Source organism: Curtobacterium sp. MR_MD2014, from assembly GCF_000772085.1.
Classification (GTDB): domain Bacteria; phylum Actinomycetota; class Actinomycetes; order Actinomycetales; family Microbacteriaceae; genus Curtobacterium.
The window spans coordinates 2,786,558-2,809,370 of sequence record NZ_CP009755.1; the positions used below are offsets into that span (position 1 = coordinate 2,786,558).

19 protein-coding genes are annotated in these 22,813 nt (G+C 72.5%); 8 read left to right on the top strand and 11 right to left on the bottom strand.

What is annotated here, in order from left to right; genetic code table 11:
• Positions 1-324: 324 nt before the first annotated feature.
• The gene (locus tag NI26_RS12830) at positions 325-5,889 is read left to right on the top strand and encodes a glutamate synthase-related protein (protein WP_081985045.1); all 5,565 of its coding nucleotides are present in this window, start codon (positions 325-327) and stop codon (positions 5,887-5,889) included.
• The gene (locus NI26_RS12835; RefSeq protein WP_066656008.1) at positions 5,886-7,673 is read left to right on the top strand and encodes a sulfite reductase subunit alpha; all 1,788 of its coding nucleotides are present in this window, start codon (positions 5,886-5,888) and stop codon (positions 7,671-7,673) included. The genes NI26_RS12830 and NI26_RS12835 overlap by 4 nt, the downstream gene beginning before the upstream one ends.
• Before the next feature lie 66 nt (positions 7,674-7,739).
• Here NI26_RS12835 and NI26_RS16945 read toward each other — a convergent pair whose 3' ends face one another.
• The 7 genes from NI26_RS16945 to mvk all read right to left on the bottom strand — a co-directional run bounded on the left by NI26_RS16945 (position 7,740) and on the right by mvk (position 13,851).
• The gene (locus NI26_RS16945; protein WP_158407765.1) at positions 7,740-7,907 is read right to left on the bottom strand and encodes a hypothetical protein; all 168 of its coding nucleotides are present in this window, start codon (positions 7,905-7,907) and stop codon (positions 7,740-7,742) included.
• A 135-nt stretch (positions 7,908-8,042) separates the two neighbouring features.
• Positions 8,043-8,426 carry a DUF7882 family protein gene (locus NI26_RS12840; RefSeq protein ID WP_066656011.1) on the bottom strand — a complete coding sequence of 128 codons (384 nt, stop codon included), beginning with the start codon at positions 8,424-8,426 and terminating at the stop codon, positions 8,043-8,045.
• Positions 8,427-8,530: 104 nt separating this feature from the next.
• Positions 8,531-9,721: a hydroxymethylglutaryl-CoA synthase gene (locus tag NI26_RS12845; protein ID WP_066656014.1), complete on the bottom strand. Its 1,191-nt coding sequence runs from the start codon at positions 9,719-9,721 to the stop codon at positions 8,531-8,533.
• Positions 9,718-10,782: a hydroxymethylglutaryl-CoA reductase gene (locus NI26_RS12850; RefSeq protein ID WP_066656017.1), complete on the bottom strand. Its 1,065-nt coding sequence runs from the start codon at positions 10,780-10,782 to the stop codon at positions 9,718-9,720. Before NI26_RS12850 ends, NI26_RS12845 begins: the two co-directional genes overlap by 4 nt.
• The gene (locus tag NI26_RS12855; RefSeq protein WP_066656020.1) at positions 10,779-11,858 is read right to left on the bottom strand and encodes a phosphomevalonate kinase; all 1,080 of its coding nucleotides are present in this window, start codon (positions 11,856-11,858) and stop codon (positions 10,779-10,781) included. The genes NI26_RS12850 and NI26_RS12855 overlap by 4 nt, the downstream gene beginning before the upstream one ends.
• A complete protein-coding gene (mvaD, locus tag NI26_RS12860; RefSeq protein ID WP_235426370.1) occupies positions 11,855-12,862 on the bottom strand; it encodes a diphosphomevalonate decarboxylase in 1,008 nt (335 codons plus the stop codon). Before mvaD ends, NI26_RS12855 begins: the two co-directional genes overlap by 4 nt.
• The gene (gene mvk / locus NI26_RS12865; protein ID WP_066656025.1) at positions 12,862-13,851 is read right to left on the bottom strand and encodes a mevalonate kinase; all 990 of its coding nucleotides are present in this window, start codon (positions 13,849-13,851) and stop codon (positions 12,862-12,864) included. Before mvk ends, mvaD begins: the two co-directional genes overlap by 1 nt.
• A 101-nt stretch (positions 13,852-13,952) precedes the next feature.
• On the opposite strand from mvk, the gene NI26_RS12870 reads away from it, so the two are divergent.
• Genes NI26_RS12870 through NI26_RS12880 form a run of 3 tightly spaced genes read left to right on the top strand, consistent with a single transcriptional unit; the run spans position 13,953 to position 15,879 of the window.
• Complete coding sequence (locus NI26_RS12870; RefSeq protein WP_200884109.1) at positions 13,953-14,429, top strand: MarR family winged helix-turn-helix transcriptional regulator; 477 nt, start codon at positions 13,953-13,955, stop codon at positions 14,427-14,429.
• Between the two features lie 25 nt (positions 14,430-14,454).
• Positions 14,455-14,877 (top strand): organic hydroperoxide resistance protein, encoded by a 423-nt coding sequence (locus tag NI26_RS12875; protein ID WP_066656027.1) that lies wholly within the window; start codon positions 14,455-14,457, stop codon positions 14,875-14,877.
• A gap of 27 nt (positions 14,878-14,904) precedes the next feature.
• Positions 14,905-15,879 carry a zinc-binding dehydrogenase gene (locus NI26_RS12880; protein ID WP_066658646.1) on the top strand — a complete coding sequence of 325 codons (975 nt, stop codon included), beginning with the start codon at positions 14,905-14,907 and terminating at the stop codon, positions 15,877-15,879.
• Between the two features lie 81 nt (positions 15,880-15,960).
• Here the strand turns inward: NI26_RS12880 and NI26_RS12885 are convergent, their stop codons facing one another.
• From NI26_RS12885 to NI26_RS12895, 3 genes are all read right to left on the bottom strand, one after another.
• Positions 15,961-16,665: a DUF4396 domain-containing protein gene (locus tag NI26_RS12885; protein WP_066656031.1), complete on the bottom strand. Its 705-nt coding sequence runs from the start codon at positions 16,663-16,665 to the stop codon at positions 15,961-15,963.
• A 112-nt stretch (positions 16,666-16,777) separates the two neighbouring features.
• Positions 16,778-18,235 carry a sugar porter family MFS transporter gene (locus NI26_RS12890; protein ID WP_066656039.1) on the bottom strand — a complete coding sequence of 486 codons (1,458 nt, stop codon included), beginning with the start codon at positions 18,233-18,235 and terminating at the stop codon, positions 16,778-16,780.
• 133 nt (positions 18,236-18,368) lie between these two features.
• The gene (locus NI26_RS12895) at positions 18,369-18,878 is read right to left on the bottom strand and encodes a hypothetical protein (protein ID WP_066656042.1); all 510 of its coding nucleotides are present in this window, start codon (positions 18,876-18,878) and stop codon (positions 18,369-18,371) included.
• Positions 18,879-18,988: 110 nt separating this feature from the next.
• Between NI26_RS12895 and NI26_RS12900 the strand changes: the two genes are divergently transcribed.
• On the top strand, positions 18,989-19,894 hold the full coding sequence (locus NI26_RS12900) for a LysM peptidoglycan-binding domain-containing protein (RefSeq protein ID WP_066656044.1): 906 nt from the start codon (positions 18,989-18,991) through the stop codon (positions 19,892-19,894).
• A gap of 187 nt (positions 19,895-20,081) precedes the next feature.
• Here the strand turns inward: NI26_RS12900 and pgi are convergent, their stop codons facing one another.
• On the bottom strand, positions 20,082-21,791 hold the full coding sequence (pgi, locus tag NI26_RS12905) for a glucose-6-phosphate isomerase (protein WP_066656051.1): 1,710 nt from the start codon (positions 21,789-21,791) through the stop codon (positions 20,082-20,084).
• A gap of 233 nt (positions 21,792-22,024) precedes the next feature.
• Here pgi and NI26_RS12910 point away from each other — a divergent pair, with 233 nt between their 5' ends.
• Together NI26_RS12910 and NI26_RS12915 are read left to right on the top strand one after the other, a co-directional pair.
• Positions 22,025-22,588: a hypothetical protein gene (locus NI26_RS12910; protein WP_066656053.1), complete on the top strand. Its 564-nt coding sequence runs from the start codon at positions 22,025-22,027 to the stop codon at positions 22,586-22,588.
• Entirely contained in the window at positions 22,588-22,782 is a 195-nt protein-coding gene (locus NI26_RS12915) for a hypothetical protein (protein WP_066656055.1), read from the top strand. Before NI26_RS12910 ends, NI26_RS12915 begins: the two co-directional genes overlap by 1 nt.
• Positions 22,783-22,813 lie beyond the last annotated feature (31 nt).

Here is a 22,813-nt window from a genome sequence, read left to right on the forward strand (position 1 = left end):
GGAAGCACGTCGCGCCACGGGATCCCGTGGCGCGAGGTGCTTCCGGTTGTGCGCAAGCAGACAGAACCGCGGGAGCAGAACGGCACCGGCACCGGCACCGGCACCGGAACCGGCCGCACACCGGACGGGAGGCGCGTGGCCGGACCGCCCCGCGCCTCCCGTCCGGCCGGTCTGTTGCACCCGCGGTATACCAAGCCGTAGCATCGGCTCACCGCACCACCCCCACACAGGGCCACGACCGCCACCACCGGTCCGCCCGCGGCGAGCGCTCCACCGATGCAGCCCTGGCCGTCCGCTGCCGGCTGAGCCCCACTGGACCCGCACGTGAACCCCTCCCCCTTCGGTCTGTACGACCCTGCCCGCGAGTCGAGCGACTGCGGCGTCGGCTTCATCACCCGCCTCGACGGGGTGCCGACCCACGACGTCATCGTCCGCGGTGACGAAGCGCTCTGCTCGATCCCGCACCGGGGCGGCAAGTCCGCCGAGGGCGTCGGTGACGGCGCCGGCGTGAGCATCGACCTGTCGGTGGAGTTCTTCAGCGCGATCACCGGCGAGGAGCTCGTCGCCGGGCACTTCGGCGTCGCGAACTGCTTCGTGCCGGCCGACCCCGACGAGCGTGCCGCCGCCGTGCAGACCGTGACCGACGCGATCGAGCACGAGGGCTTCACGCTGCTGCTCGTCCGCGACGTCCCCGTCGACCACTCGGTCGCCCGTCCCGAGGCCGAGCAGTACCAGCTGCCGATCGTGCAGTGGGTGTTCCGCGCGCCCGAGGGGTGGTCCCGCACCGACGTCGACGCCGCGGCGAACCGCGCCCTGCTCGCCGTCGAGCGCGTGTCCTACACGCAGGCGGCCGAGGCCCGTGCCCCGCACGCCGCGCTCTACCCGCTGTCGCTCAGTGCCCGCACGCAGATCCTCAAGGGCCGGCTGAACTCGGGCGAGGTGATCTCGTACTTCCGCGACCTCACGGACCCGCGGCACTCGGTGCGCACGCTCTACTTCCACACGCGGTTCTCGACGAACACCGAGCCGCACCCGACCATGGCGCAGCCGTTCCGGTTGATGGCGCACAACGGTGAGCTCAACACCGACCGGAAGAACCGGCTGTCGGACGAGGCACTCGCCGCCGCCCGCACCCGCAGCATCGTCCGGCCTCCCGGACAGTCGGACTCGAGCCGGCTCGACCAGACCCTGCAGAGCCGCGTGTTCGACGACGGGCTCGAGATCGTCGAGGCCGTCGTCACGCTCATGCCGCCGGCGTGGGAGAACGACCGCACCCTGACGGCCGACGTCCGGGACATGCTCGAGTACTTCTCGCTGTACGAGGAGAAGAACGACGGCCCGGCCGCGGTGATCTTCAGCGACGGCGACGTCGTCGGCGCACGGCTCGACCGACTGGGGCTCCGTCCCCTGCGGACCGTGCAGACGGACGAGTACCTCATGGTGGCGTCCGAGTCCGGCCAGGTGACGTTCCCGGCCGACGAGGTCGTGCACCGCGGTCGCATCGAGGCCGGCGGCATGCTCGTCGTCGACCACCGCACCCGGTCGGTGATGCGCACGGACGAGGTCCTGCGGATGCTCGCCGCCCGTCGCGACTACGGGACGCTGCTCGACGCCGCCCGCGTGCACCTCGACGACCTGCCGGCGCCGGCCTACGACCGCGGCACCAGCACGCTCGGCTACGACGGCGACCTGTCGCTCGCGGGCCGCTACGTGGCGTACTCGCTGAACCAGGAGAGCTTCCGGTTCATGCTCGACCCGATGCTCGCCACCGGCTCGGAGCGCATCTCGGCGATGGGCTACGGCAACGCCATCAACGCGCTGAGCGACACCGAGGGCGGCATGGCGAAGTACTTCTCGCAGCGCTTCGCCCAGGTGACGAACCCGCCGCTCGACTCGATCCGCGAGGCCGACGGCATGTCGATGCGGGTCGCCCTCGGCAGCAAGCCGGACGGTACGGGCAGCGCGTCCGGCACGTCGAGCCGGCAGATCGTCGTGGACTCCCCCGTCCTCGGGCACCTCGACATGGTCCGCCTGCGCGACCAGACGATCGTGCCGCTCGAACGGTTCGACATGCTCTACGTGCCGGTCGTCGACGACGAGCAGGCGAACGCGGACGCCGTCCGTACCGCGACCGAACGGCTCGCCGGTGCCGTCGTGGCCTTCGCCGAGCGCCAGGGCGGGATCGCGGTCCTGACCGACCGCTCGGTGTCGTCGACGCACGCACCCCTCCCCGTGATCCTCGCCGTCGCCGCCGTCAACCAGCGGCTCATCGAGACCGGTCTGCGCCTGCGCGTGTCCGTGGTCGCCGAGTCCGGCCAGCTGCCGTCCTCGCACCACGTGGCCACCGCCCTGGGCTTCGGGGCCTCGGCCGTGTACAGCCTGTCCGCCCGGCTCCGCGCGGAGGAGAAGTACCCCGCCGCCCCCGCACCCGCCGGCGAGCTCACCGAGACGGATGCCGCCCTCGAGCGCTTCCGCAAGGCGGCCGAGAAGGCGCTGGCGAAGACGATGGGCCGCGTCGGCCTGTGCACCGCCGAGAGCTACATCGGCGGCGAGTTCTTCGAGCCGAACTACCTCGACACCGGCGACGACCTGTTCGCCCGGGTCTTCCCGCACATGGCCGCTCCGGTCGGCGGTGTCGGCTTCGCCCGCATCGCCCAGGCGTCCACCGAGTGGCACGAGCGCGCGCGCTCGGTCGCCACCGAGGGCCAGGTCCCCCTGCTCGGCCTGTTCAAGGAGCGGTCGGACGGCGCCGGACACTCGTTCGGCGTCGCGAGCGTCCGCGGCTTCGGCGGCATGACCGAGGAGCGCCCGGCCTTCGAGCGCTCCGGTGACTCCGACGCGCTGCGGCTGCTCACGCTCCGGCAGCTCGACGACTCGTTCGGCATCTCGGACACGGCGTACCGGAACACCGGCTACGACCGGCTGAGCGACGCCGAGATCGACGCGCACCGCATCACGCCGGGCTACGTCACGTTCCTGCAGACCACGCACGACGAGCGTTCCCGCCGCCCGGCGGCCCTGCGCGACGTGCTCGCCCTGCCCGCGGACGTCACCGGCATCGACGAGGCGCCGGACTTCGCGCGCGAGCTCGGCCGCTTCTCGACCACCGGGAACGCGAGCATCACGGTGCGCGGGCTGTCCGGCTCGCGGTCTTCCTCGGAGGACGCCCTGCCGGGAGGCACGACCCGCTTCACCCTGCGGCTCACCTCGACGGGGCCCACGGGCGCACTGCGCCACCGGGCCCTCGCGGACGGGCTCGCCCTGCTGCACCCCGGCACGGTCGACGTCGACGTCGTCGCCGACGACCGGGTGACGCTGCGCGCCACCGGTGCGGCCGCCGACCTGCTCGGCCTGCTGCAGCAGGCACCGGCGAGCGTCGACGTGGCCGAGGTCCAACCCGCGCACGAGATCACCCGGACCCTGGCGTCCGGTGCGATGAGCCACGGCGCCCTCGTCGCGACCGCGCACGAGGCCGTCGCCCACGGCACGAACATGGTCGGCGGCATGTCGAACTCGGGCGAGGGCGGCGAGCACCACTCCCGCTACGGCACGATCCGCGGCTCGCGCATCAAGCAGTTCGCCTCGGGTCGGTTCGGCATCTGGGCGGGCTACCTGGCCGACCCGATGCTCGAGGAGCTCGAGATCAAGATCGGCCAGGGCGCGAAGCCCGGCGAGGGCGGGCAGCTCCCCGCACCCAAGGTCACGGTGGACATCGCCGCGGCCCGGGGTGGAACGCCCGGCGTCGAGCTCATCTCGCCGCCGCCGCACCACGACACGTACTCGATCGAGGACCTCGCGCAGCTCATCCACGACTGCAAGGCCGCCCGGGTCCGCGTGGTCGTGAAGCTCGTGTCCTCCGAGGGCATCGGCACGATCGCGGTCGGCGTCGCGAAGGCCGGCGCGGACGTCATCAACGTCGCGGGCAACACCGGCGGCACCGGCGCCGCGGCCGTCACGAGCCTGAAGTACGCCGGACGCTCCGCGGAGATCGGTGTGGCCGAGGTGCACCAGGCCCTCGTCGCGAACGGCCTGCGCCAGAAGGTCACGCTCCGCTGCTCCGGTGCGCACCAGACCGGCTCGGACGTCGTCACGAGTGCGCTGCTCGGCGGGGACTCGTTCGAGTTCGGCACGACCGCGCTCATGATGCTCGGCTGCGTGATGGCGAAGAACTGCAACGTGAAGTGCCCGGCGGGCCTGACCACGAACGCCGAGGCCTTCGAGGGCGACCCCCGAGCGCTCGCGCAGTACCTGCTCAACATCGCGCACGACGTCCGGCAGATCCTCGCGCGACTCGGCCTGCAGTCCCTCCGCGAGGCCCGGGGTCGCACCGACCTGCTGCAGCTCCTCGACCACCCGGCGTCCGTCGGCCGGCTGGACGTGCGGAACCTGCTCGCGCAGGTGCCCGAGAAGGTCGTCACCGACCCCGAGTACCTCGAGAAGGACTACCGCACCGACGACGCCCTGATCGACCAGGTGCGGGCCGCGCTCGTCGACGGGCACGAGCACGCCCTGACCGTGGACGGCATCGGCCTGGGCAACGCCGACAAGTCGGTCGGCGGGCAGCTCGGGATCGACGTCGAGCGCCTCCTCAACCACGAGCTGCGGGACGTCGACCTGTCGGGCCACCCGGCGGTCACCACCGACGACCGCGGTCGCCGTCGCCTGGTCGACGGCGCGGTGACGGTCCGCACCCACGGCGCTGCCGGGCAGTCGTACGGCGTCTTCACGAACGACGGCACGACGCTCGAGCACACCGGCACGGCGAACGACGGTGTCGGCAAGAGCCAGTCCGGCGGACGCATCGTCGTCCGTGCCCCGGGCGGCGGGAGCGCCGAGCGCGGCGGCAACGTCCTCGTCGGCAACTTCGCGCTGTTCGGCGCCACCGGCGGACGCACGTTCGTCGAGGGCGAGGCCGGCGACCGGTTCGCCGTCCGGAACTCGGGCGCGACGGCGGTGGTGGAGGGCCTCGGCGACTTCGGCTGCGAGTACATGACCGGCGGCGCCGTGCTCAACCTCGGCGGCTACGGCAAGGGCCTCGGCAACGGCATGTCCGGCGGGTTCCTGTACCAGTACGACCCGTCGGGAGCGGTGGCCGAGCGCGCGAGCACCGACTCGCTCCTCGTCTTCCCCGTCACGGAGACCGAGCGCGGTGCGTTCCACGAGGCCGCGGCGAAGCTGCTGCTCGAGTGGCACCTCGAGGCCACCGGGTCCGCCCTCGCCGAGCGGCTGCTCGCGGACTGGGCGACCACTCGCGAGCACGTGTTCGTCGGGATGCCGCGCGCGCTCCTGCTCAGCCAGGACGCCGACGAGATCCTCGCCGCCGCGACGCGGAACGAGCTCCTCGACGAGCTCGCGACCTCGGTGGCGACGGACAAGCTCCGGGCGTTCAAGGTGGACTACCGCGACCAGCGGACGGTGCTCGACGGCCGCGCTCCGGCGCTGGGTGACCAGGGCGAGGACACGTTCTCGCTGCTGTCGTCGTACACGGTGCTCGGGGTGGCGCAGGACGTCGCGCAGGAACGTGTGCCCGGTGCCGCGCCGAGCGACCCCCGGGTGACCGAGGCGGTGCGGAACCTCGTCCTGACCGAGGACTTCCAGGTGAAGCAGCGCGTCGTGAAGTACCTCCGCGGCACGTTCGACCGGTTCGCCGACGACGAGCTCGCGACCCTCATCGCCGTCAAGCGGCTCGACGACGCCAAGCGTGCCCTCGCACAGCGGAACAACCGCAGCGCGGACATGCCCGGTACCACGGGGTGGATCATGCACCAGAACGCCAAGAACGCCGGCCGTGTCCGCGCCGCCCGCTTCGACGAGCTGCTCGCGACCGCGGCGCTCGAGGACATCGCCGCCCGCGCCCCGCAGGCCCCCGTCGAGGCGGTGTCGGCATGAGCACGCTTCCCCCCACCGGGCAGCTGATCCCGGTCGACGCCCCGTTCTCGGCAGCGCAGGAGTCGTGGCTCGCCGGGTTCATCGCCGGCATCGCGGCCGCGGGCAAGCGTGCCACCGGCGGTGCCCCGACCACGACGGTGGACGTGCTCTTCGGGACGCAGACCGGCAACGCCGAGTTCCTCGCCGACGAGCTCGTCGCCGGCGCGAAGGCGCGCGGGCTCGGCGGACGGGCGACACCGCTCGACGCCGTGACGCCGGAGCAGCTCGCCGGCATGTCGCACGTGCTCGTCGTCACCTCGACGTACGGCGAGGGCGAGATGCCCGACAACGCCGGCCTGTTCTGGGACGCGGTCCAGGCCTCGACGGTCCCCCGGCTCGAGGGGCTGCAGTACGCGGTGCTCGGGCTCGGCGACACGAGCTACGACGAGTTCTGCCAGGCCGGGAAGCTCCTCGACCTGCGGTTCGAGCAGCTCGGCGCGACCCGCATCCACGACCGCGTCGACTGCGACGTCGACTTCGAGGACCCCGCGGCGCTCTGGAGCGCGTCGGTCCTCGACCGGCTGGCGGCCGAGGCCGGAGCGCAGCCCGGGGCGGACGGCCCCGCCGCAGCCGCGACCACGTCGTCCGCCGCAGCGGGCGCGTCGGAGGCGGGCCGCGCCTCCCGGCCGGGATCGCAGTGGAACAAGCGCAACCCGTACCGAGCCCCGCTCGTCGTGAACCGGCTGCTCTCCTCGCCGCGCAGCGCGAAGGAGATCCGGCACGTCGAGTTCGACCTCGGCACCTCGGGCATCGAGTACCGCGCCGGCGACGCCCTCGCGGTGGTACCGCACAACGACCCCGCGCTCGTCGGCCAGCTGCTCGAGCACCTCGGGGCCGACGGGGCCGCCGTGTTCGACGGACGGCCGCTCGCCGAGGTCCTGCGCACCGAGCGTGAGATCCGGACGCCGTCGAAGGACCTCGTGGCCGACCTCGTGCAGCGCGCACCGGCGTCGGAGCTCGCGGCGGTCGTGTCGCACGGGGACAAGCACGAGCTCGACCGGTGGCTCTGGGGCCGCGACGTCCTCGACCTGCTCCGGGACGCCGGTACCGCGGCGCCGTCGATGGAGGAGCTGCTCCCGAACCTCCGCGGGCTGCAGGCGCGGCAGTACTCGATCTCGTCGAGCCCGCTGGCGCACCCGGACCGCATCCACCTGACGATCGCGTCCGTCCGCTACGGCGACGCGCACCGGTCCCACGCCGGCGTCGCGTCGACGTACCTGGCCGACCGGGTGCAGGCCGACGGTGAGGTCGACGTGTACCTCCAGCCGAACGCCGCGTTCGGGGTCCCCGCCGACGGCGACGCCCCGATGGTGATGATCGGCCCCGGCACCGGCATCGCCCCGTTCCGCGGGTTCCTGCACGAGCGGGCAGCGGCCGGTGCGACCGGGCGGAACTGGCTGTTCTTCGGCGACCAGCACCGCGAGACCGACTTCGTGTACGAGGACGAGCTCACCGCGATGCAGGCGTCGGGCGTGCTCACCCGGCTCGACCTGGCGTTCTCGCGCGACCAGGCCGAGAAGGTCTACGTGCAGACGCGGATGCGCGAGCAGGCGGCGGAGCTCTTCCGGTGGCTCGAGGACGGGGCGCACGTGTACGTGTGCGGCGATGCCTCGCGCATGGCGAAGGACGTCGAGCAGGCGCTCCTGGAGGTCATCGCGACCGGTCGGGGCCGCGGGGACGACGACGCGCAGGCGTACCTGGCGGACCTGCGGCGCGCGAAGCGCTACGTCCGCGACGTGTACTGAGCGGCGCCGCCGCCGAGGCGTGCCCCGGCCGCCGAGGGACCGACGGCCGGGGCACCCGAGGGACGGTCACCCGGTGACGGCGACCGACTCCGCATCCCGCACGACGAAGAAGTCCGAGTACAGCGCGCACCCGTCCGGCTCGACCAGGAGACCCCTGATCCAGATCTCGTGTCGACGCTCCACCTCGACGACCGTCCCGGCGCGGTCGTCGACCGTGTCCTCCGTCGCGGACATGCGGTTCCCTCCGTCCGCGGTCGCAGCCGGCCGGCTCCCTGACGCCGGCCGTGGGGACTGTGCGTCCCGCGGCACCCGTACCCTACGGAGGCGCCTGCGACGGCCGGAACCCGTTGACCCGGCTCCGCCGCTGTGCTACTCCGTGTCGCCGGCGGACGCGGACTCCGCCGCCCCCGGGACGACCGCCCGGGACCACGCGGAGTCCGCCGCGGTGCTCGTGTCCGGTGGCTCGGGCACGAGCACGAGCCCGGCACCGGAGGTCGCCGCCGCGTAGAGCTCCTCGAGCCAGCTGCGGTTGATCGCGGGCACCCGGCTGCCCGCGAAGGTGAACCGCAGGCTGACGTTCGGGTGCAGCCAGACGGAGCTGCGCCCGTCGCCGTGGAGCACGTCGTCCTTCCACGAGAACACGAAGCGGTGGTCGCGCCGCAGCATGTTCACGATGACGATCTGCAGGTGCGTGAGCGCGCGGTCGTCGACCCGCAGGTCGAGCACCTCACCGTCGTAGACGATCTGACCCATGAGGATCCTTCTACACCGTGTGGGCGGGCGAGGGACGGGTGCGGGGACGGACGGGAGGCGCGGTGCCGGCCGGCACCGCGCCTCCCGTCCGTCGTGGGGTCGCGTCAGTCCTGCGCGGTCGCCTCGTAGTGCCGCGCACCGCCGCGTACACCCGCGAAGCGGTACGGCGCAGCCGTGACGCGGGGCCGCTCGACGTCCTCGCTCGTGGCGGCACCGGCAGCGTGCAGCTCCCGGTACGCGTCGACCGTCAGCGGGGTGCGCGCCGCGAGCAGTGCGTGGACCCGGCCCTCGCGGCGGTGGGAGCGGTAGTCGGGCCGGACGATCCCGGTGATGAGCTCCCCGACGCTGCCCGAGCCGTAGCTGAACAGGGCGATCCGCTCGCCGCCCAGGTCGTCGTCGAGGTCGAGCAGCGCCGCGAGGCCGATCCAGAGCGACGCCGTGTAGGTGTTGCCGGTCTGCTTGTTGTAGGTGAAGCCGATCGCGAGCTCGGACTCGTCGAAGGGCACCCCGACGTGCTGCGTGAGCTTCCGGTGCGCCTTGAGCGCCATCTTCGTGAACGGCTGGTGGTGGACGAAGCGCACGATGTCCTCGTACGCCGGGCCGCCCTGCGACGCCAGGTCGTCCCACGCCCCGACGAACGCGTCGACGTACGCGCTGACCGACAGCCGGCCGTCGACGAGCGCCGTCGAGCGGTCGTTCGGTCGCCAGAAGTCGTCGACGTCGGCGGTGAAGACGCCCGCGGCGGGCTCGATCTCGATGAGGTCGGGGTCCGCGGACACCAGGATCGCGGCGGCCCCGGCGCCCTGGGTGGGCTCGGCGGCGGTGTCGACGTCGTACCGGGCGACGTCGGCGGCGATGACGAGGACCCGCTCGTGGGGTGCGCGCGCGATGATGCCCAGGGCGAGCTGCACGGCCGCGGTCCCGCCGTAGCAGGCCTGCTTCAGCTCGACCACGCGGACGTTCTGCGGGAGGCCGAGGAGCCCGTGCACGTAGACACCGGCGGCCTTGGACTGGTCGACGCCCGACTCGGTCGCGAACAGCACCGTGCGGATGCCCTCGACGCCGTGGCGGTCGATGACCTCCTTCGCGGCGGCGGCACCCATGGTGACGATGTCCTCGTCGGGCGCGGGGACGCTGAACGCGTCCTGCCCGATGCCGACGTGGTACTTCGCCGGGTCGACACCGAGCCGTTCGGCCAGGTCGTCGAGCTCGAGCACGTGGTGGCCGGTCGCGATCGCGATGTCGTGGATGCCGACGGACAGCGGCTGCCGTGCGTCGCGCTGCTGGGCGCTCATGCTGCACCTCCTGCGGGCTTCGACCCGCGACGTTCCATGGCGACGTGCGCCGCCATCAGCTCGCCCGGGTTGGTCTGGGCGGCGAGCAGGGACAGCTCACCGCAGAGCACCGTCGCCGCGCACAGGGCGGCCAGGCGGCGGGCGTTGGCACCGGGCTCCCGGTCCTCACGGCAGCCGAGGCGCACCAGGGCGTCCTCGACGACGGGCAGGTCCCCGCCCTTGCCGTTGCCGACCGTGCCGACGATGAGGTGCGGCAGCGCCGTGGAGAAGTAGAGGTCGTCACCGCGGGCCTCGGCGTAGGTGATGCCCTGCGAGCCCTCGACGATGTTGGCGGCGTCCTGCCCGGTGGCCAGGTAGAAGCCGAGGAGCATGTTCGCGTAGTGCGCGTTCGCGGAGCGCAGGGCCCCGGCGATGGTCGAGCCGACCAGGTTCTTCGCCACGTTGAGCTCCGCGATCCGCGCAGCGCTCGACCGCAGCCGCTTCTCGACGATCTCCCCCGGGATCACGATCTCGGCGATCGTGTTCCGGCCGCGACCGCGGATGCCGTTCACCGCGGTGGCCTTCTTGTCCGTGCAGAAGTTGCCCGAGACGCTGACGTAGCGCAGGCCCGGCTCCCACGCGAGGATCGCGGGCAGGAGCTTGTCCGCCGCCTGCGTCACCATGTTGTGGCCGGAGGCGTCGCCCGTGGTGAACGCGAAGCGCAGGAACAGCAGGTCGCCGACGATCTCGGGGTGCACCTCGATGAGCTTCGCGAAGCGGCTCTGCCCGGCGACGATCTGCTCGAGTTCGTCCTGGCGCGCGAGGATGCGGCCTGCCGCGATGTGCGCAGCGGCGGCGCTGTCGGCCTTCACGACGACCGAGCGGGTCATGCGCTCGTCGACGACGGTCGCGACGATGCCGCCCTCGACCATGCGCGAGATGCGGGCACCGCGACCGACGGACGGCCACAGCGGCGACTCGTACGTGGCGAGGGGCACCTCGTGCTCGCCCTCGACGGCGTTGCCGCTCACGCGGATCGGCCCCACCCACTTCGTGGGGATCGGGGTCAGCAGGTCGGTCATTCGACGCTCCCTTCGGGCGCTTGCACCGCGACGCTGAGGTGTCTGATGTCGTGCGCCTCCCAGGCGCGGTGGATGCCGGCGAGGTCGGTGTCCGCCGGGACGAGCGCGATGCCGCAGTCGCCGCCGCCGGCACCGGACGGCTTCGCCGCCCCGCCGGCCGACTCGACGACGTCGCACAGGGTCGCGAGCCGCTCGGTCTCGATCTGCGAGCCGACGGACGCGCCGAGGCGCTGCATGAGCACGCGGGCGCGCCGCAGGGCGTCGAGCGTCATCGCGGCGTCGCCGGTCCGGAGGCCCGTGGTCAGGTCGTCGACGCAGGCGCGGCTGTCGTCGAGGAACGCCTGGTACCCGCCGTTGCGGTGCTTCCGGACCACGCTGACGAGCTTCGTCGTCGACGCCGGCGAGCCCGTCCAGCCGACGAGGAGTTCGAGGTCCGCCGGCGCGGGCAGGCGCTGCACGTCGAAGCCGGTCCAGGCGTCGGTGTCGTCGAGGATCGCGGTCACGGAACGGCTGTCGAGCATGGCCACCAGGCGCTCGCGGTCCGGTGCGCTGTAGCGGAGCCAGCCGCCGAAGGTGCTCGCGGCGAGGTCGCCGCCGGACGCGCGCGGGTTGACCCGGACGGTCGCGAGCAGCGCGACCCGGAAGCGGTCCCGCTGCGAGAGCCCGATGCCGTAGAACCGGTCGAGTGCGCCGACCGTGGCGACGGTGACCGCGGCCGAGGATCCGAGTCCGAACTTCCGACCGCTGGCGTCGTCGAGCTGGCTCTCGATGCGCAGGTCGTGGAACCGTGGTGCGATCCCACGCTCGGCCCGGAGCTTCTCGACCAGGTCGATCGTCGCCATGACGTAGTCGTAGGGGTGGTGCTCGCGGTCCAGCGCCAGGCCGTCCTCGTCGCGGGTCCACGTCAGCGGGAGGTGTCCGTACTCCTCGGAGTGCACGCTCCCGGAACCGTGGCCCTCGCGCACCCGGGCGGTGATGGCCCGGTCGAGGGCGATGAGCACGGACGGCTGCCCGGGCTCGACGACGGCGTACTCGCCCGCGACGAACAGCTTGCCGTGGGCGCGGAACTCGATCACTCGGCGGTCTCCTCCGGTCGGACGGCACCCACTCCGGGTGCCTCCGTCCCTTCGGAGCGGACGACCCGTGCGCCTGGTCCGGTGCCCGACTCGATGACGTCTCCGAGACCGGCGAGCGCGGTGGCGACGGCACCGCGGTCCTCGGGCTTCGTGAGCACCACGACGTTCGGGCCGGCGTCGGCGGTGGCGTACGCCTCGGTCCCGGCGGCACGGAGCTCGGCGACGGCGTCGAACACGGCGACGCTGCGGGCGTTCAGGTACCGGATGGGCGGGAAGGCGCCCTCGATCGTCGCGTGCATGCGGAGCGCGTTGCTCTCGGTGAGCTCCCCGATCCGGGTGAAGTCACCGGCGGCGCAGGCGTCGAGCATCTCCCCCACGGTCTCGGTCGTCGACGTCACCCACGCCGGGTAGAACGGCGAGGTCGCGATCGTCCGGCGCATCGCCTCGCGCGAGCCGATCGCCTTCTCGCCGGCGGAGATCGTCACCACGACCATGGCCATCGGCGGGGCGGGGACGCGCTCGGCGTAGGAGCCCTGGTCGTCGCCGGCGTGCCAGACCGCGACACCGCCGGGGATCGAGCGCGTGGCGGACCCCGAACCGCGTCGGGCGAGCCGGGAGAGGTCGCGCTCGGACAGGTCGAGCCCGTAGGCCGCCGACGCCGCGGTCGCGAGGGCCGCGAAGCCGGACGCGCTGGAGGCCAGCCCGGCGCCGGTCGGCACGGTGTTCTCGGAGACGACGGCCGCGCGGTCGGACGACCCGGCGAGCGCCCGCACGAGGTCGAGGAACTGCTGCACGCGGAGCAGCGCACCCTCGGGGGCCGCGCCGCCGTTGAGCACGAGCGAGTCGGCGTCCGCCGCGGCGTCGAGCGTCACGGTCGTCGTGGTCGGGAAGACGTCGAGGCCCATCGACACGCTGCCGGTGGCGGGCAGGGCGAGCTGCGCGTCGGCCTTGCCCCAGTACTTCACGAGCGCGATGTTGGGGTGCGCGACGGCGGTGGCGGTCATCAAGCGCGGGCTCCGATCGTGGTGGTCCAGGTCTCCGTCGCGCCCGCGGCACGGAGTGCGGCGGACACGCGGTCGGCGTGCTCCCCGTCCGCGACGAGCGCGAGGACGCATCCGCCGCGCCCACCGCCGGTGAGCTTCGCGCCGAGGGCGTCCGCACGGCGTGCGGCGTCGACGAGCCGGTCGAGGTCCGCGCTCGACACGTCGAGTTCGGTGAGCAGTTCGTGCGCGGCGTCCATCGTGGCACCGAGGGCCTGGGCATCGCCATCCTCGAGTGTCCCCCGTGCGCGTCGCGCGAGTGCGCCGATCGCATCGACGACGCCGTCGACCGTGGCGGGGTCGGCGTCGTGCCGTTCCCGGACGGCCGCGACTGCCTCGCGCGTGTGCCCCGGGACACCGGTGTCCGCGACGACGAAGGTGAACACCGCGCCGAGCGGGACGGGCTCGACCACGCCGCCCTCGAACCACACGGGCACCTCGGCGACGACCCCTCGGGCATCGAGTCCGGAGGGGCGGCCGTGGGCGACGCGCTCGCACTCCTGCACGAGTTCGTGGTGCTCCTCGGGGTCGAGGGTCCGACCGAAGACGTCGGCCACGGCGGCGGTCACGGCGGCGGCGACGGCGGCGCTCGAACCCATGCCCCGGGCGGTCGGCACGGCACTGTCGACCCGGACGTGCACGTGCTGCTCCTCGGCGCCGAGGTGCCGGAGCGTCGCGGTCACGGCGGTCACCGTCGGCAGCACGGCCGCCGGTGCGGTGTCGAGGGGGCCGGTGTGCACGGTCGACTCGAGCCGGCTGCCGTCGCCGGGCGCCACCGGGGTCACCGCCGCGGTCACCCGCACGTCGAGCACGGGGAGCACGAGCGCGGGTACGCCGTACACCACGGCGTGCTCGCCGATCAGGATCGTCTTGCCGTGGGACGACGCTGACCCGGTGCGGAGGCTGGGTCCTGCTCCCGGGGTCGCGGTGCTGTCGGTGTCGTTGCTGGTCATCGTGGCTCAGGTCAGCCTAACCGGCCGTGCGCGCGACCGCCCGTGCCCACCTGTGAACAACCTGGTTGTGCACAACTGAGTTGCGTGCCACACTGGTGGGCATGCCGGTGACCGACGAGATGGTGTGCTTCTCGCTCTACGCGGCGTCCCGGGCGACCACCCAGGCGTACCGCGCACTGCTGGAGCCCTGGGGACTGACGTACCCCCAGTACCTCGTCCTCGTGACCCTGTGGATCGAGGGCGACCAGACCGTCTCCACGCTCGGCGAGCACCTGCAGCTCGACTCGGGCACCCTGTCGCCGCTGCTCCGGCGCATGGAGCGGGCCGACCTGGTCCGCCGCGAGCGCCGCAGCACCGACGAGCGCGTCGTGACCGTCACGCTCGGCGACCGCGGTCGCTCGATCCGCCCCGAGCTCGCCCACGTCCCCGCGCGCATCGCCGCGGGCATGGGCCTGTCCGACGAGCAGGCCGCCCTCGAGCTCATCGCGACGCTCCAGCGCCTGACGGCGACCATGCACGCCGCGGCCGACGACACCGCCACCACGACCACCGACGCCCCCACAGCGTCGGACGACTGACCCCACGAAGGAAGGAAGGACCCCCATGGACGTCCTCTACACCGCCGAGGCGCTCGCCACCGGCGAGGGCCGCAACGGCCACGTCGCCACCAGCGACGGCCGCGTCGAGCACGACCTCGCCATCCCGAAGGAGATGGGTGGCTCCGGCAACGGCGCCAACCCCGAGCAGCTCTTCGCAGCCGGCTACGCCGCGTGCTTCCACTCCGCGCTGCAGGGCGTCGCCCGCGCGCAGAAGGTGAAGATCACCGACTCGACCGTCGGTGGCCGCGTCTCCATCGGCCCGAACGGCCAGGGCGGCTACCAGCTCGCCGTCATGCTCGAGGTCGTCATCCCCGGCCTGGAGCACGACCAGGCCCAGGCCCTCGCGGACGCCGCGCACCAGGTCTGCCCGTACTCGAACGCCACCCGCGGCAACATCGACGTCACCATCGTCGTCTCGGAGGACTGACCCATGACCGACACCACCCCCGCCACCATGCGTGCCGTCGTCCACGAGACCTTCGGCGAGCCAGCCGACGTCCTGACCGTCGCCGAGCGCCCCGTCCCGCAGCCCGGCCCCGGCCAGGTGCTCGTCCGCACGGTGCTCTCCCCCATCCACAACCACGACCTGTGGACGATCCGCGGCACCTACGGGTTCAAGCCCGAGCTCCCCGCGGCCAGCGGCACCGAGGCGCTCGGCGTCGTCGAGGCCCTGGGCGAGGGCGTCGACCGCCTGCAGGTCGGCCAGCGCGTCGCGGGCGGCACCTTCGGCGTCTGGGCCGAGTACTACGTCGCCGACGCCGCCGGGCTCGTCCCCGTGCCGGACGCCATGCCCGACGAGTCCGCCGCGCAGCTCGTCTCGATGCCGTTCAGCGCGATCAGCCTGCTGCACTCGCTCGACCTGCACGAGGGCGATTGGATCATCCAGAACGCCGCGAACGGCGCCGTCGGCCGCATGGTCGCGCAGCTCGGCAAGGCCCGCGGCATCAACGTGATCGGTCTGGTCCGTCGCGCCGAGGGCGTCGAGGAACTGCGGGAGCAGGGCATCGACCGCATCGTCGCCACCGACTCCGAGGGCTGGCAGGACCAGGTCCGCGAGCTCACCGGCGGTGCCCCGATCATCGCGGGCGTCGAGTCCGTCGGCGGGAAGGCCGCGGGCGACATCGCCTCGGTCATGGGCGAGAACGGCACGCTCGTCGTCTTCGGCGCCATGGCGTCGCCGACGCTCGAGATCCCGTCCGGCAAGGTCATCTTCGGCCAGCTCACCGTCAAGGGGTTCTGGGGCGCCGTCGTCAGCAAGACGATGCCGGCCGAGCTCAAGGGCCAGCTCTTCGGCGAGCTCATCACCCGCGTGCTCGACGGATCGCTGACGCTCCCCGTCTCCGAGACCTTCGTCTTCGAGGACGCCCGCGACGCGGCGCGTGCCAGCGACACCGCCGGCCGTGTCGGCAAGGTGCTGCTGCGCCCGTAGCGGTCCAGCACCCCGGGACGGACGGGAGGCGCGGTGCCAGCTGGCACCGCGCCTCCCGTCCGTCGTGGCGTGCGCCGGAGGTCACATCGCCTCCTTCAGCCCCTTCCGCACCAGGAGCGCGTTCATCGGGTACGAGCAGACGAACCCGGCGACCATCGCGACCTGCATCGCGACCCAGAACTCGGGTGTCAGCACGCCGACGCGGCCACCGAGCACCGCCGGCAGCAGCGCGAACTGCAGCACCGCCATCGCGCCGTACATGCCGACCTGCCACGCGGTGATGCTGAGGGTGTCGGCCTTCAGCGCGGCGACGAGCCCGTCCCGCCAGCCGAGCTCGCGCATCGGCGCGATCGCCGCGTACTGGAACGCGATACCGACGACGAACGCGATGACGAAGTCGATGATCCACCCGGCGAACATGCGGTCCTGGTAGAGCGTACCGAGCCCGACGAGGGTGCCGAGGGCCGGGAAGGCGACGAGCCCGAACTCGCCGACGAGGTCACCGAGCGCACACCCGGCGCCGCAGTGGCTCGTGTCGATCGCCGTGCCCGCCCACCGGCCGTGACCGCCCACCGTCGCACGGCCCCGGCGGAGGTAGAAGACCAGCCACACCACGCTGCCGAAGAGCATCGTCAGCGGCCAGACGAGCGCCATCACCCGCATGTGCGGTGGGTGTCGGACGACGTCGACCGCGACGACGAGCGCGCAGCCGACCGCCACCACGAGGAGCACCGCGCAGACCGCGGTCAGCGTCGTCGGCAGGTCGCCCACCTGCAGTTCGGTCATCGCGTGCGCCTCCCGTGATCGTTGTCGCCCGACAACGGTGCACCGTACACACCCGTGCCGGAGCCGCGGTCGAGCAGGCGTCCCCCGGCGTCGGTCCGCGTGGCAGCGCGGGCTACCGCTGCGCCTGCTCCGCGGCGACGGCGGAGACGTCACCGGTGGGGAGCCCCTGCTCGACCTCCTCCAGGGTGCGGCCCCGGCTCTCCGGCACGAACCTCCGGATGAAGAGCAGGGCCAGGACGCCGACCGCGGCGAACCCGAAGAAGGTGCCGGTGATGCCGGTCGCCGCGACGATCGTGGGGAAGGTCAGCCCGAGGAACGCGTTCGCGGTCCAGAGGCAGAACACGGCGATGCCCATGCCGAGCGCGCGGATCTGCGTGGGGAAGATCTCCGACAGGATCACCCACGTCGCGATGTTGAGGAACGTCTGCATCGAGCCGACGAACGCGACGACGAGGACCAGGATCACCCAGGGTCGAGCGGGGTTGCCCTCGACCAGGGTCATCGACGCGATGCCGATCAGGAAGTGGCACACCGTCGTCAGCGAGTACCCGATGACGAGCGTCGTGCGGCGGTCGATGCGCTCCATGTTGGCGAGGGCGACCACCCCGCCGACCACCGCGATGACCCCGGGAGCGATGTTCGCGATGAGGGCCGCCGACTCCTGGAAGCCGGACTCGACCAGGACGGTCTGCCCGTAGTACATGATCGAGTTGATGCCGGTGAGCTGCTGCGCGACACCGATGCCGGACCCGACGAGCACGATCCGCACCAGCCACCCGCTGCCGAGCAGCGTGCGCCACCCGCCGCCGTGCCGCAGCTCCGCCTCGCGCTCGTTCGCGCGCTCGATCTCCTCGAGTTCGGCGGTGGCGCGCTCCTCGGAGCGGACCTGCACGAGCACCGCGCGGGCCTCGCCGTACCGGCCCTTCGACGCGAGCCACCGCGGCGACTCCGGCACGCGCAGCATGCCGACGAAGAGCGCCACCGCAGGCAGGGCGCAGACGGCGAGCATGACGCGCCAGACGCCGTCGCCCTCGCCCCAGAGGGTGCCGATGACGGCGTTCACCACGAAGGCGGCGAGCTGGCCGATCACGATCATGAGCTCGTTGCGGCCCGACAGCGATCCACGGATCTCGTACGGTGCGAGCTCGGCGAGGAAGACGGGCACGACGGTCGACGCCCCACCGACCGCGAGCCCGAGCAGGACCCGGCCGACGACCATGACCCCGAACGTCGGGGCGAGGACGCAGGTCAGCGTGCCGACGAAGAAGGCCACGGCGAGCAGGACGATCGTCCTCCGACGTCCCCAGCCGTCCGCGATCCGACCGCCGAGCACCGCACCGACCGCCGCGCCGAAGAGCAGCGAGCTCGTGACGACGCCCACGGTCAGGTCCGTCAGGCCGAGCTCCTGCTGCATCGGGAGCAGCGCCCCGTTGATCACACCGGTGTCGTAGCCGAAGAGCAGACCGCCGAGGGTCGCGACGAGGGCCAGGACACCGAGACGGCGGCGGTGGGGGCCCTCCCCCACCGGGGGGAGAGCGACCTTCGGTGCTGTCGGCGCGGTGTCGACCATTGCGTGGCTCCTTCGTCGGGGGACCTCGCGACGGTGCGCGCGGCGATCGTGTCCCGTTCCGTGTCCCGTCGACCGGACCGCTCACCCGTGCGGCCGGCCGATCCTCCGACCGGTCGGCGGAGGCCGGTGCTGCTCAGTCGGAGTCGGCCGGACCGTCGCCGAGCACGTCGCCGAGCGAAGCCATGCCGGCCCCGTGGTCGGTGTAGCGGCGGACGGTCCGTCGGGCCGCTGCACTCGCGGCCCCGCCGAGCGCCGGGTTGCGCCGAGCCGCGTCCGCCACCCGACCCGCGTGCCCGGCGGTGGACAGCAGGACGTTCGCCAGTGCGCGTGCGGCGCCGGACTCCGGGACCCCGGTGACCGTCCAGGCGCTCCGGAGCTGCTCGTCCGGTGTGACCCCGCGACGGGTGCCCATCCGGTGCCAGTCGGAGAGGGCGCCCTCGGTGCGCTCAGCGGCCCGCTCGACCTCTCCTGCACGCCGGCGCTGGACCGCGCGGACGGCGTCGGCCGAAGCATCGTCCGTCCCGTGCTCGCGCCCCTCGACGGCGGCGGCACGCTGCCGGGCGGCCGTGTCGTCACCGCCCGCCTCGGCGATGCGAGCGGCGTGGGCGGCGGCTGCGGCGGCGAGGATGTCGTGGCGGTCCATGCCTCGACGGTAGCCGCTCGCGCCGACAGCTACGTCCCTCGACACATCCGCTCGCCGCCGCTCCCTGCCGCGCCGGGTCCGCCGGTAGCATCTCGAACCGAGGGGGAATCATGAACCGAACCGTTGCGACCGGTGCCACCGCTCTGGTCGTCGCCGTCGCGCTGTCCGGTTGCTCGCTGCTCGGCGGGTCCGACGGAGCGCTCCCGGCGCCCTCGGCCCCGCCGACGGCGAGCCGGACGTCCACCCCGTCGCCGACGGCGACCGAGGACCCGGACGCCGCCCGGCTCGAGGCCTCGGCGACCCCGCGCGCGCCCAGCCCGGTCGCGTCCGAGGCCGCCGTCCCCGACCCCGTGCTCACCCCGATCCCGGCCGGGACGGTGCTGGCCGAGGGCGACGTCGCCTCACCGAAGGGCAGCATCCACTTCCACTACCGCGTCGTGGCGGACGGCGACGACACCTTCACCGCACAGCTCAGCGGCGTGACCTCGTCGCTGCCCGTCCCGATCGGGGCCGGGTTCTTCGAACGCGAGCGGACGGTGGGCGACGGCCTGACCTACCCCGGCGTGGGCGACACCGTGCTCGGCGGTCCGACCCCCGCGCCGGTCGCGAAGGACGTGCCGCTCGACGGCTCGGGTGTCGACCCGTCGGGGCTCGTGACGCTCGTGGTGTCCTCGGCGGCCGACCCCGGCCAGGCCGACCTGCCGATCGAGATCGCGGCCGGCAAGGTGCTCGCGGTCGCGCCGGTGCGTTGGTCGGTGCCCGAGCGGCAGACGAACGTGCACCCGGTCGACGGCGGAGCACGGTCGAACGCCTCCGGTCCGGTCACGGCGACGACGGCGTCCGGTGCGCCGCGCTCCTACACGGTCGCGCCGGACGACCTGATCGGCGACGTCGCGGCACGCTTCGGCATCAGCGTGAAGGCGCTCGTCTGGTTGAACGCCGACGTGCAGGTGTTCGGCGACGACCAGTACCTGTACGAGGGGACGACCCTCAACCTCGACCCGCTCGCGCGCTGACGCCGGCTGGTCGCACGCCCGCCGAGTCTCGCGCAGGCGGACGTGTTCGCGGCCCTCGAGCCGCGAAGGTGTCCGCGGGGCCGAGTCTCGGGGCCGAGGCCGCCCCGCGGCAAGCGCGACCACGCACCGGACGGGAGGCGCGGTGCCAGCTGGCACCGCGCCTCCCGTCCGTCGTCAGGTGCGTGGGCTACTCGCCGCGCAGCTCCAGGTACTTGGCGATGAGCGCCTTCGTCGAGGAGTCCTGCGACGCGAGCGCGTCCTGGTCGCCGTCGACCGCCGGGGCGATCTGCAGCGCGAGCTGCTTGCCGAGCTCGACACCCCACTGGTCGAACGAGTCGATGCCCCAGATGGTGCCCTCGGTGAACACGATGTGCTCGTAGAGGGCGATGAGCTGACCGAGCACGCTCGGGGTGAGCTCCGGCGCGAGGATCGACGTCGACGGCTTGTTGCCCGTGAAGGTGCGGGCCGCGACGATGCCCTCGTCGGTGGTGCCCTCGGCGCGGACCTCGTCGGCGGTCTTGCCGAACGCGAGCGCCTTGGTCTGCGCGAAGAAGTTCGCCAGGAACAGCGCGTGGACGTCCTGGCCCGGCTGCACGGCCTTGCCGTCGCCCGACTCGTCCTTGAGCGGACGCGCCGGCTTCGCGACGGTGATGAAGTCCGCCGGGATCAGGCGGGTGCCCTGGTGGATGAGCTGGTAGAACGCGTGCTGGCCGTTGGTGCCCGGCTCGCCCCAGAAGACCTCGCCGGTGTCCGTCGTGACGGGCGAGCCGTCCCAGCGGACGCGCTTGCCGTTCGACTCCATCGTGAGCTGCTGCAGGTACGCGGCGAAGCGGTGCAGGTACTGCGTGTACGGCAGGACCGCGTGGCTCTGCGCACCGAGGAAGTTCGTGTACCAGACGTTGAGCAGACCCATGAGGACGGGGACGTTCTGCTCGAGCGGCGTGGTGCGGACGTGCTCGTCGACGGCGTGGAACCCGGCGAGGAACTGCTCCCAGTTCTCCTTGCCGATCGCGATGACGACCGAGGTGCCGATGGCCGAGTCGACCGAGTAGCGGCCGCCCACCCAGTCCCAGAAGCCGAAGGCGTTCTCGGGGTCGATGCCGAACGCGGCGACCTTGTCGAGCGCGGTCGAGACGGCGACGAAGTGCTTGGCGACGGCGTTCGACTTCTCGTCGTCCGACGCGTCGGTCAGGCCGAGGCGCTCCCACAGCCACTGGCGGGCGAGACGGGCGTTGGTCAGGGTCTCGAGCGTGCCGAAGGTCTTCGACGCGACGATGAAGAGCGTGGTCTCCGGGTCGAGGTCGACGGTCTTCTCGTAGATGTCGGCGGGGTCGATGTTCGAGACGAAGCGCGCCTCGAGGCCCTCCTGCACGTACGGCTTGAGCGCCTCGTAGACCATGACCGGGCCGAGGTCGGAGCCGCCGATGCCGATGTTGACGACGGTCTCGATGCGCTTGCCGGTGACACCGGTCCACGAGCCGTCGCGCACCTGCTCGGCGAAGGCGTAGACCTTGTCGAGCGTGGCGTGCACGTCGGCGTCGACGTCCTGGCCGTCGACCACGAGCGCCGGCTCGATGCCCCGCGGACGGCGGAGCGCCGTGTGCAGGACGGCGCGGTCCTCGGTCACGTTGATGTGCTCGCCGGCGAGCATCGCCTCGAAGCGCTCGGCGACGCCGGTGTCCTTCGCGACCTGGAGCAGGGCGGCGAGGATCTCGTCGTCGACGAGGCCCTTCGACAGGTCGACGGTCAGGTCGGCGGCCTGGAACGTGTAGCGCTCGGCGCGACCGGGGTCGCTGTCGAACCAACCGCGCAGGTCGGGGGTGAATCCGTCGGCGATGCCGGCGAGCTTCTTCCAGCCGTCGGTCGATGTGGGGTCGACGGGAGCGGATTCGGTCACTTCGGTCCTCCTGGGTACCTTCTGGACGTACTGGACCGCGGGTCACCGCAGCGCTGCGTCGCGGACCACGTCCGAGCGTAGTGCCGCAGCAGTGCGGTTGCGCACAGCTCGGGGGGCGAAGCGGCGTAACAACTCGTCGTACTGAGATTTCACACTTCAGAATCGACGTTCCGACCCCTACGGTCAGGAGTCCGGGGAGCACTCAGCTCTCGGACCCCAGAGGAAGGAATCGCATGTCGAAGGTCAGGACGTCGCTCGCCATCAGCGCGACCAGCGTCGCACTCGTCGCCGCAGGGCTGATCGCTGCCCCTGCAGCCAACGCCGCAGACACCACCGCGGGCGCGCAGGGCGCTGCTGCCAGCGCCGACGCGTTGCAGCACTTCACACCCGCTCAGATCGACGATGCGATCGAAGAAGCCCGAGCTGGCGGCTACGTCGAGCGGCAGACGGTCGACGACGACGGGAGCATCCGCACGACCCTGGACCTCGGGCAGGGAATGACCTTCGATCTCATCCAGGAGGGTCCGACATCGCGTCTGAGCGCCGGTCGGGACAGCAGGGGCACGTACGTGGCGTTCAACAGCACCGACCAGAACCTGATCATCAGCGGAGCAGCATTCGGGCTCGGTGCCGGACTCTGCGCCATCAGTGCGGGAACGTTCTGCGTCGTCGCCGGCGCGATCCTGACCGCCGCGGCCGTTGCGATCACCTCGAACGGAGGAGTGCGGTGCAGCGGCGGCAAGGCTCTCCGGGTCTACCCGTTCGCTGGCGGCAAGGTCAAGCCGCGCTGCGCCTGATGAGCAAGCGCGTAGTCTGCGGGGTTGCCTCGAGCGTCCCGTTCGCCGTCGCCGTCAGTCTCGTCCTCGTGGGCGTCGGGTCCGTACTCGCCAGCTCCGACTCCTGGCTCGGGAAGCTCGCCCTGGGGGCCGCTCTCTTCGTCGGGATCGTCCTCACCGGGTTCGCGGTGCGGAAGCACCAGCGACGCAGATGACCGACGGACCACCGTGATCGGCTGTCCCCGC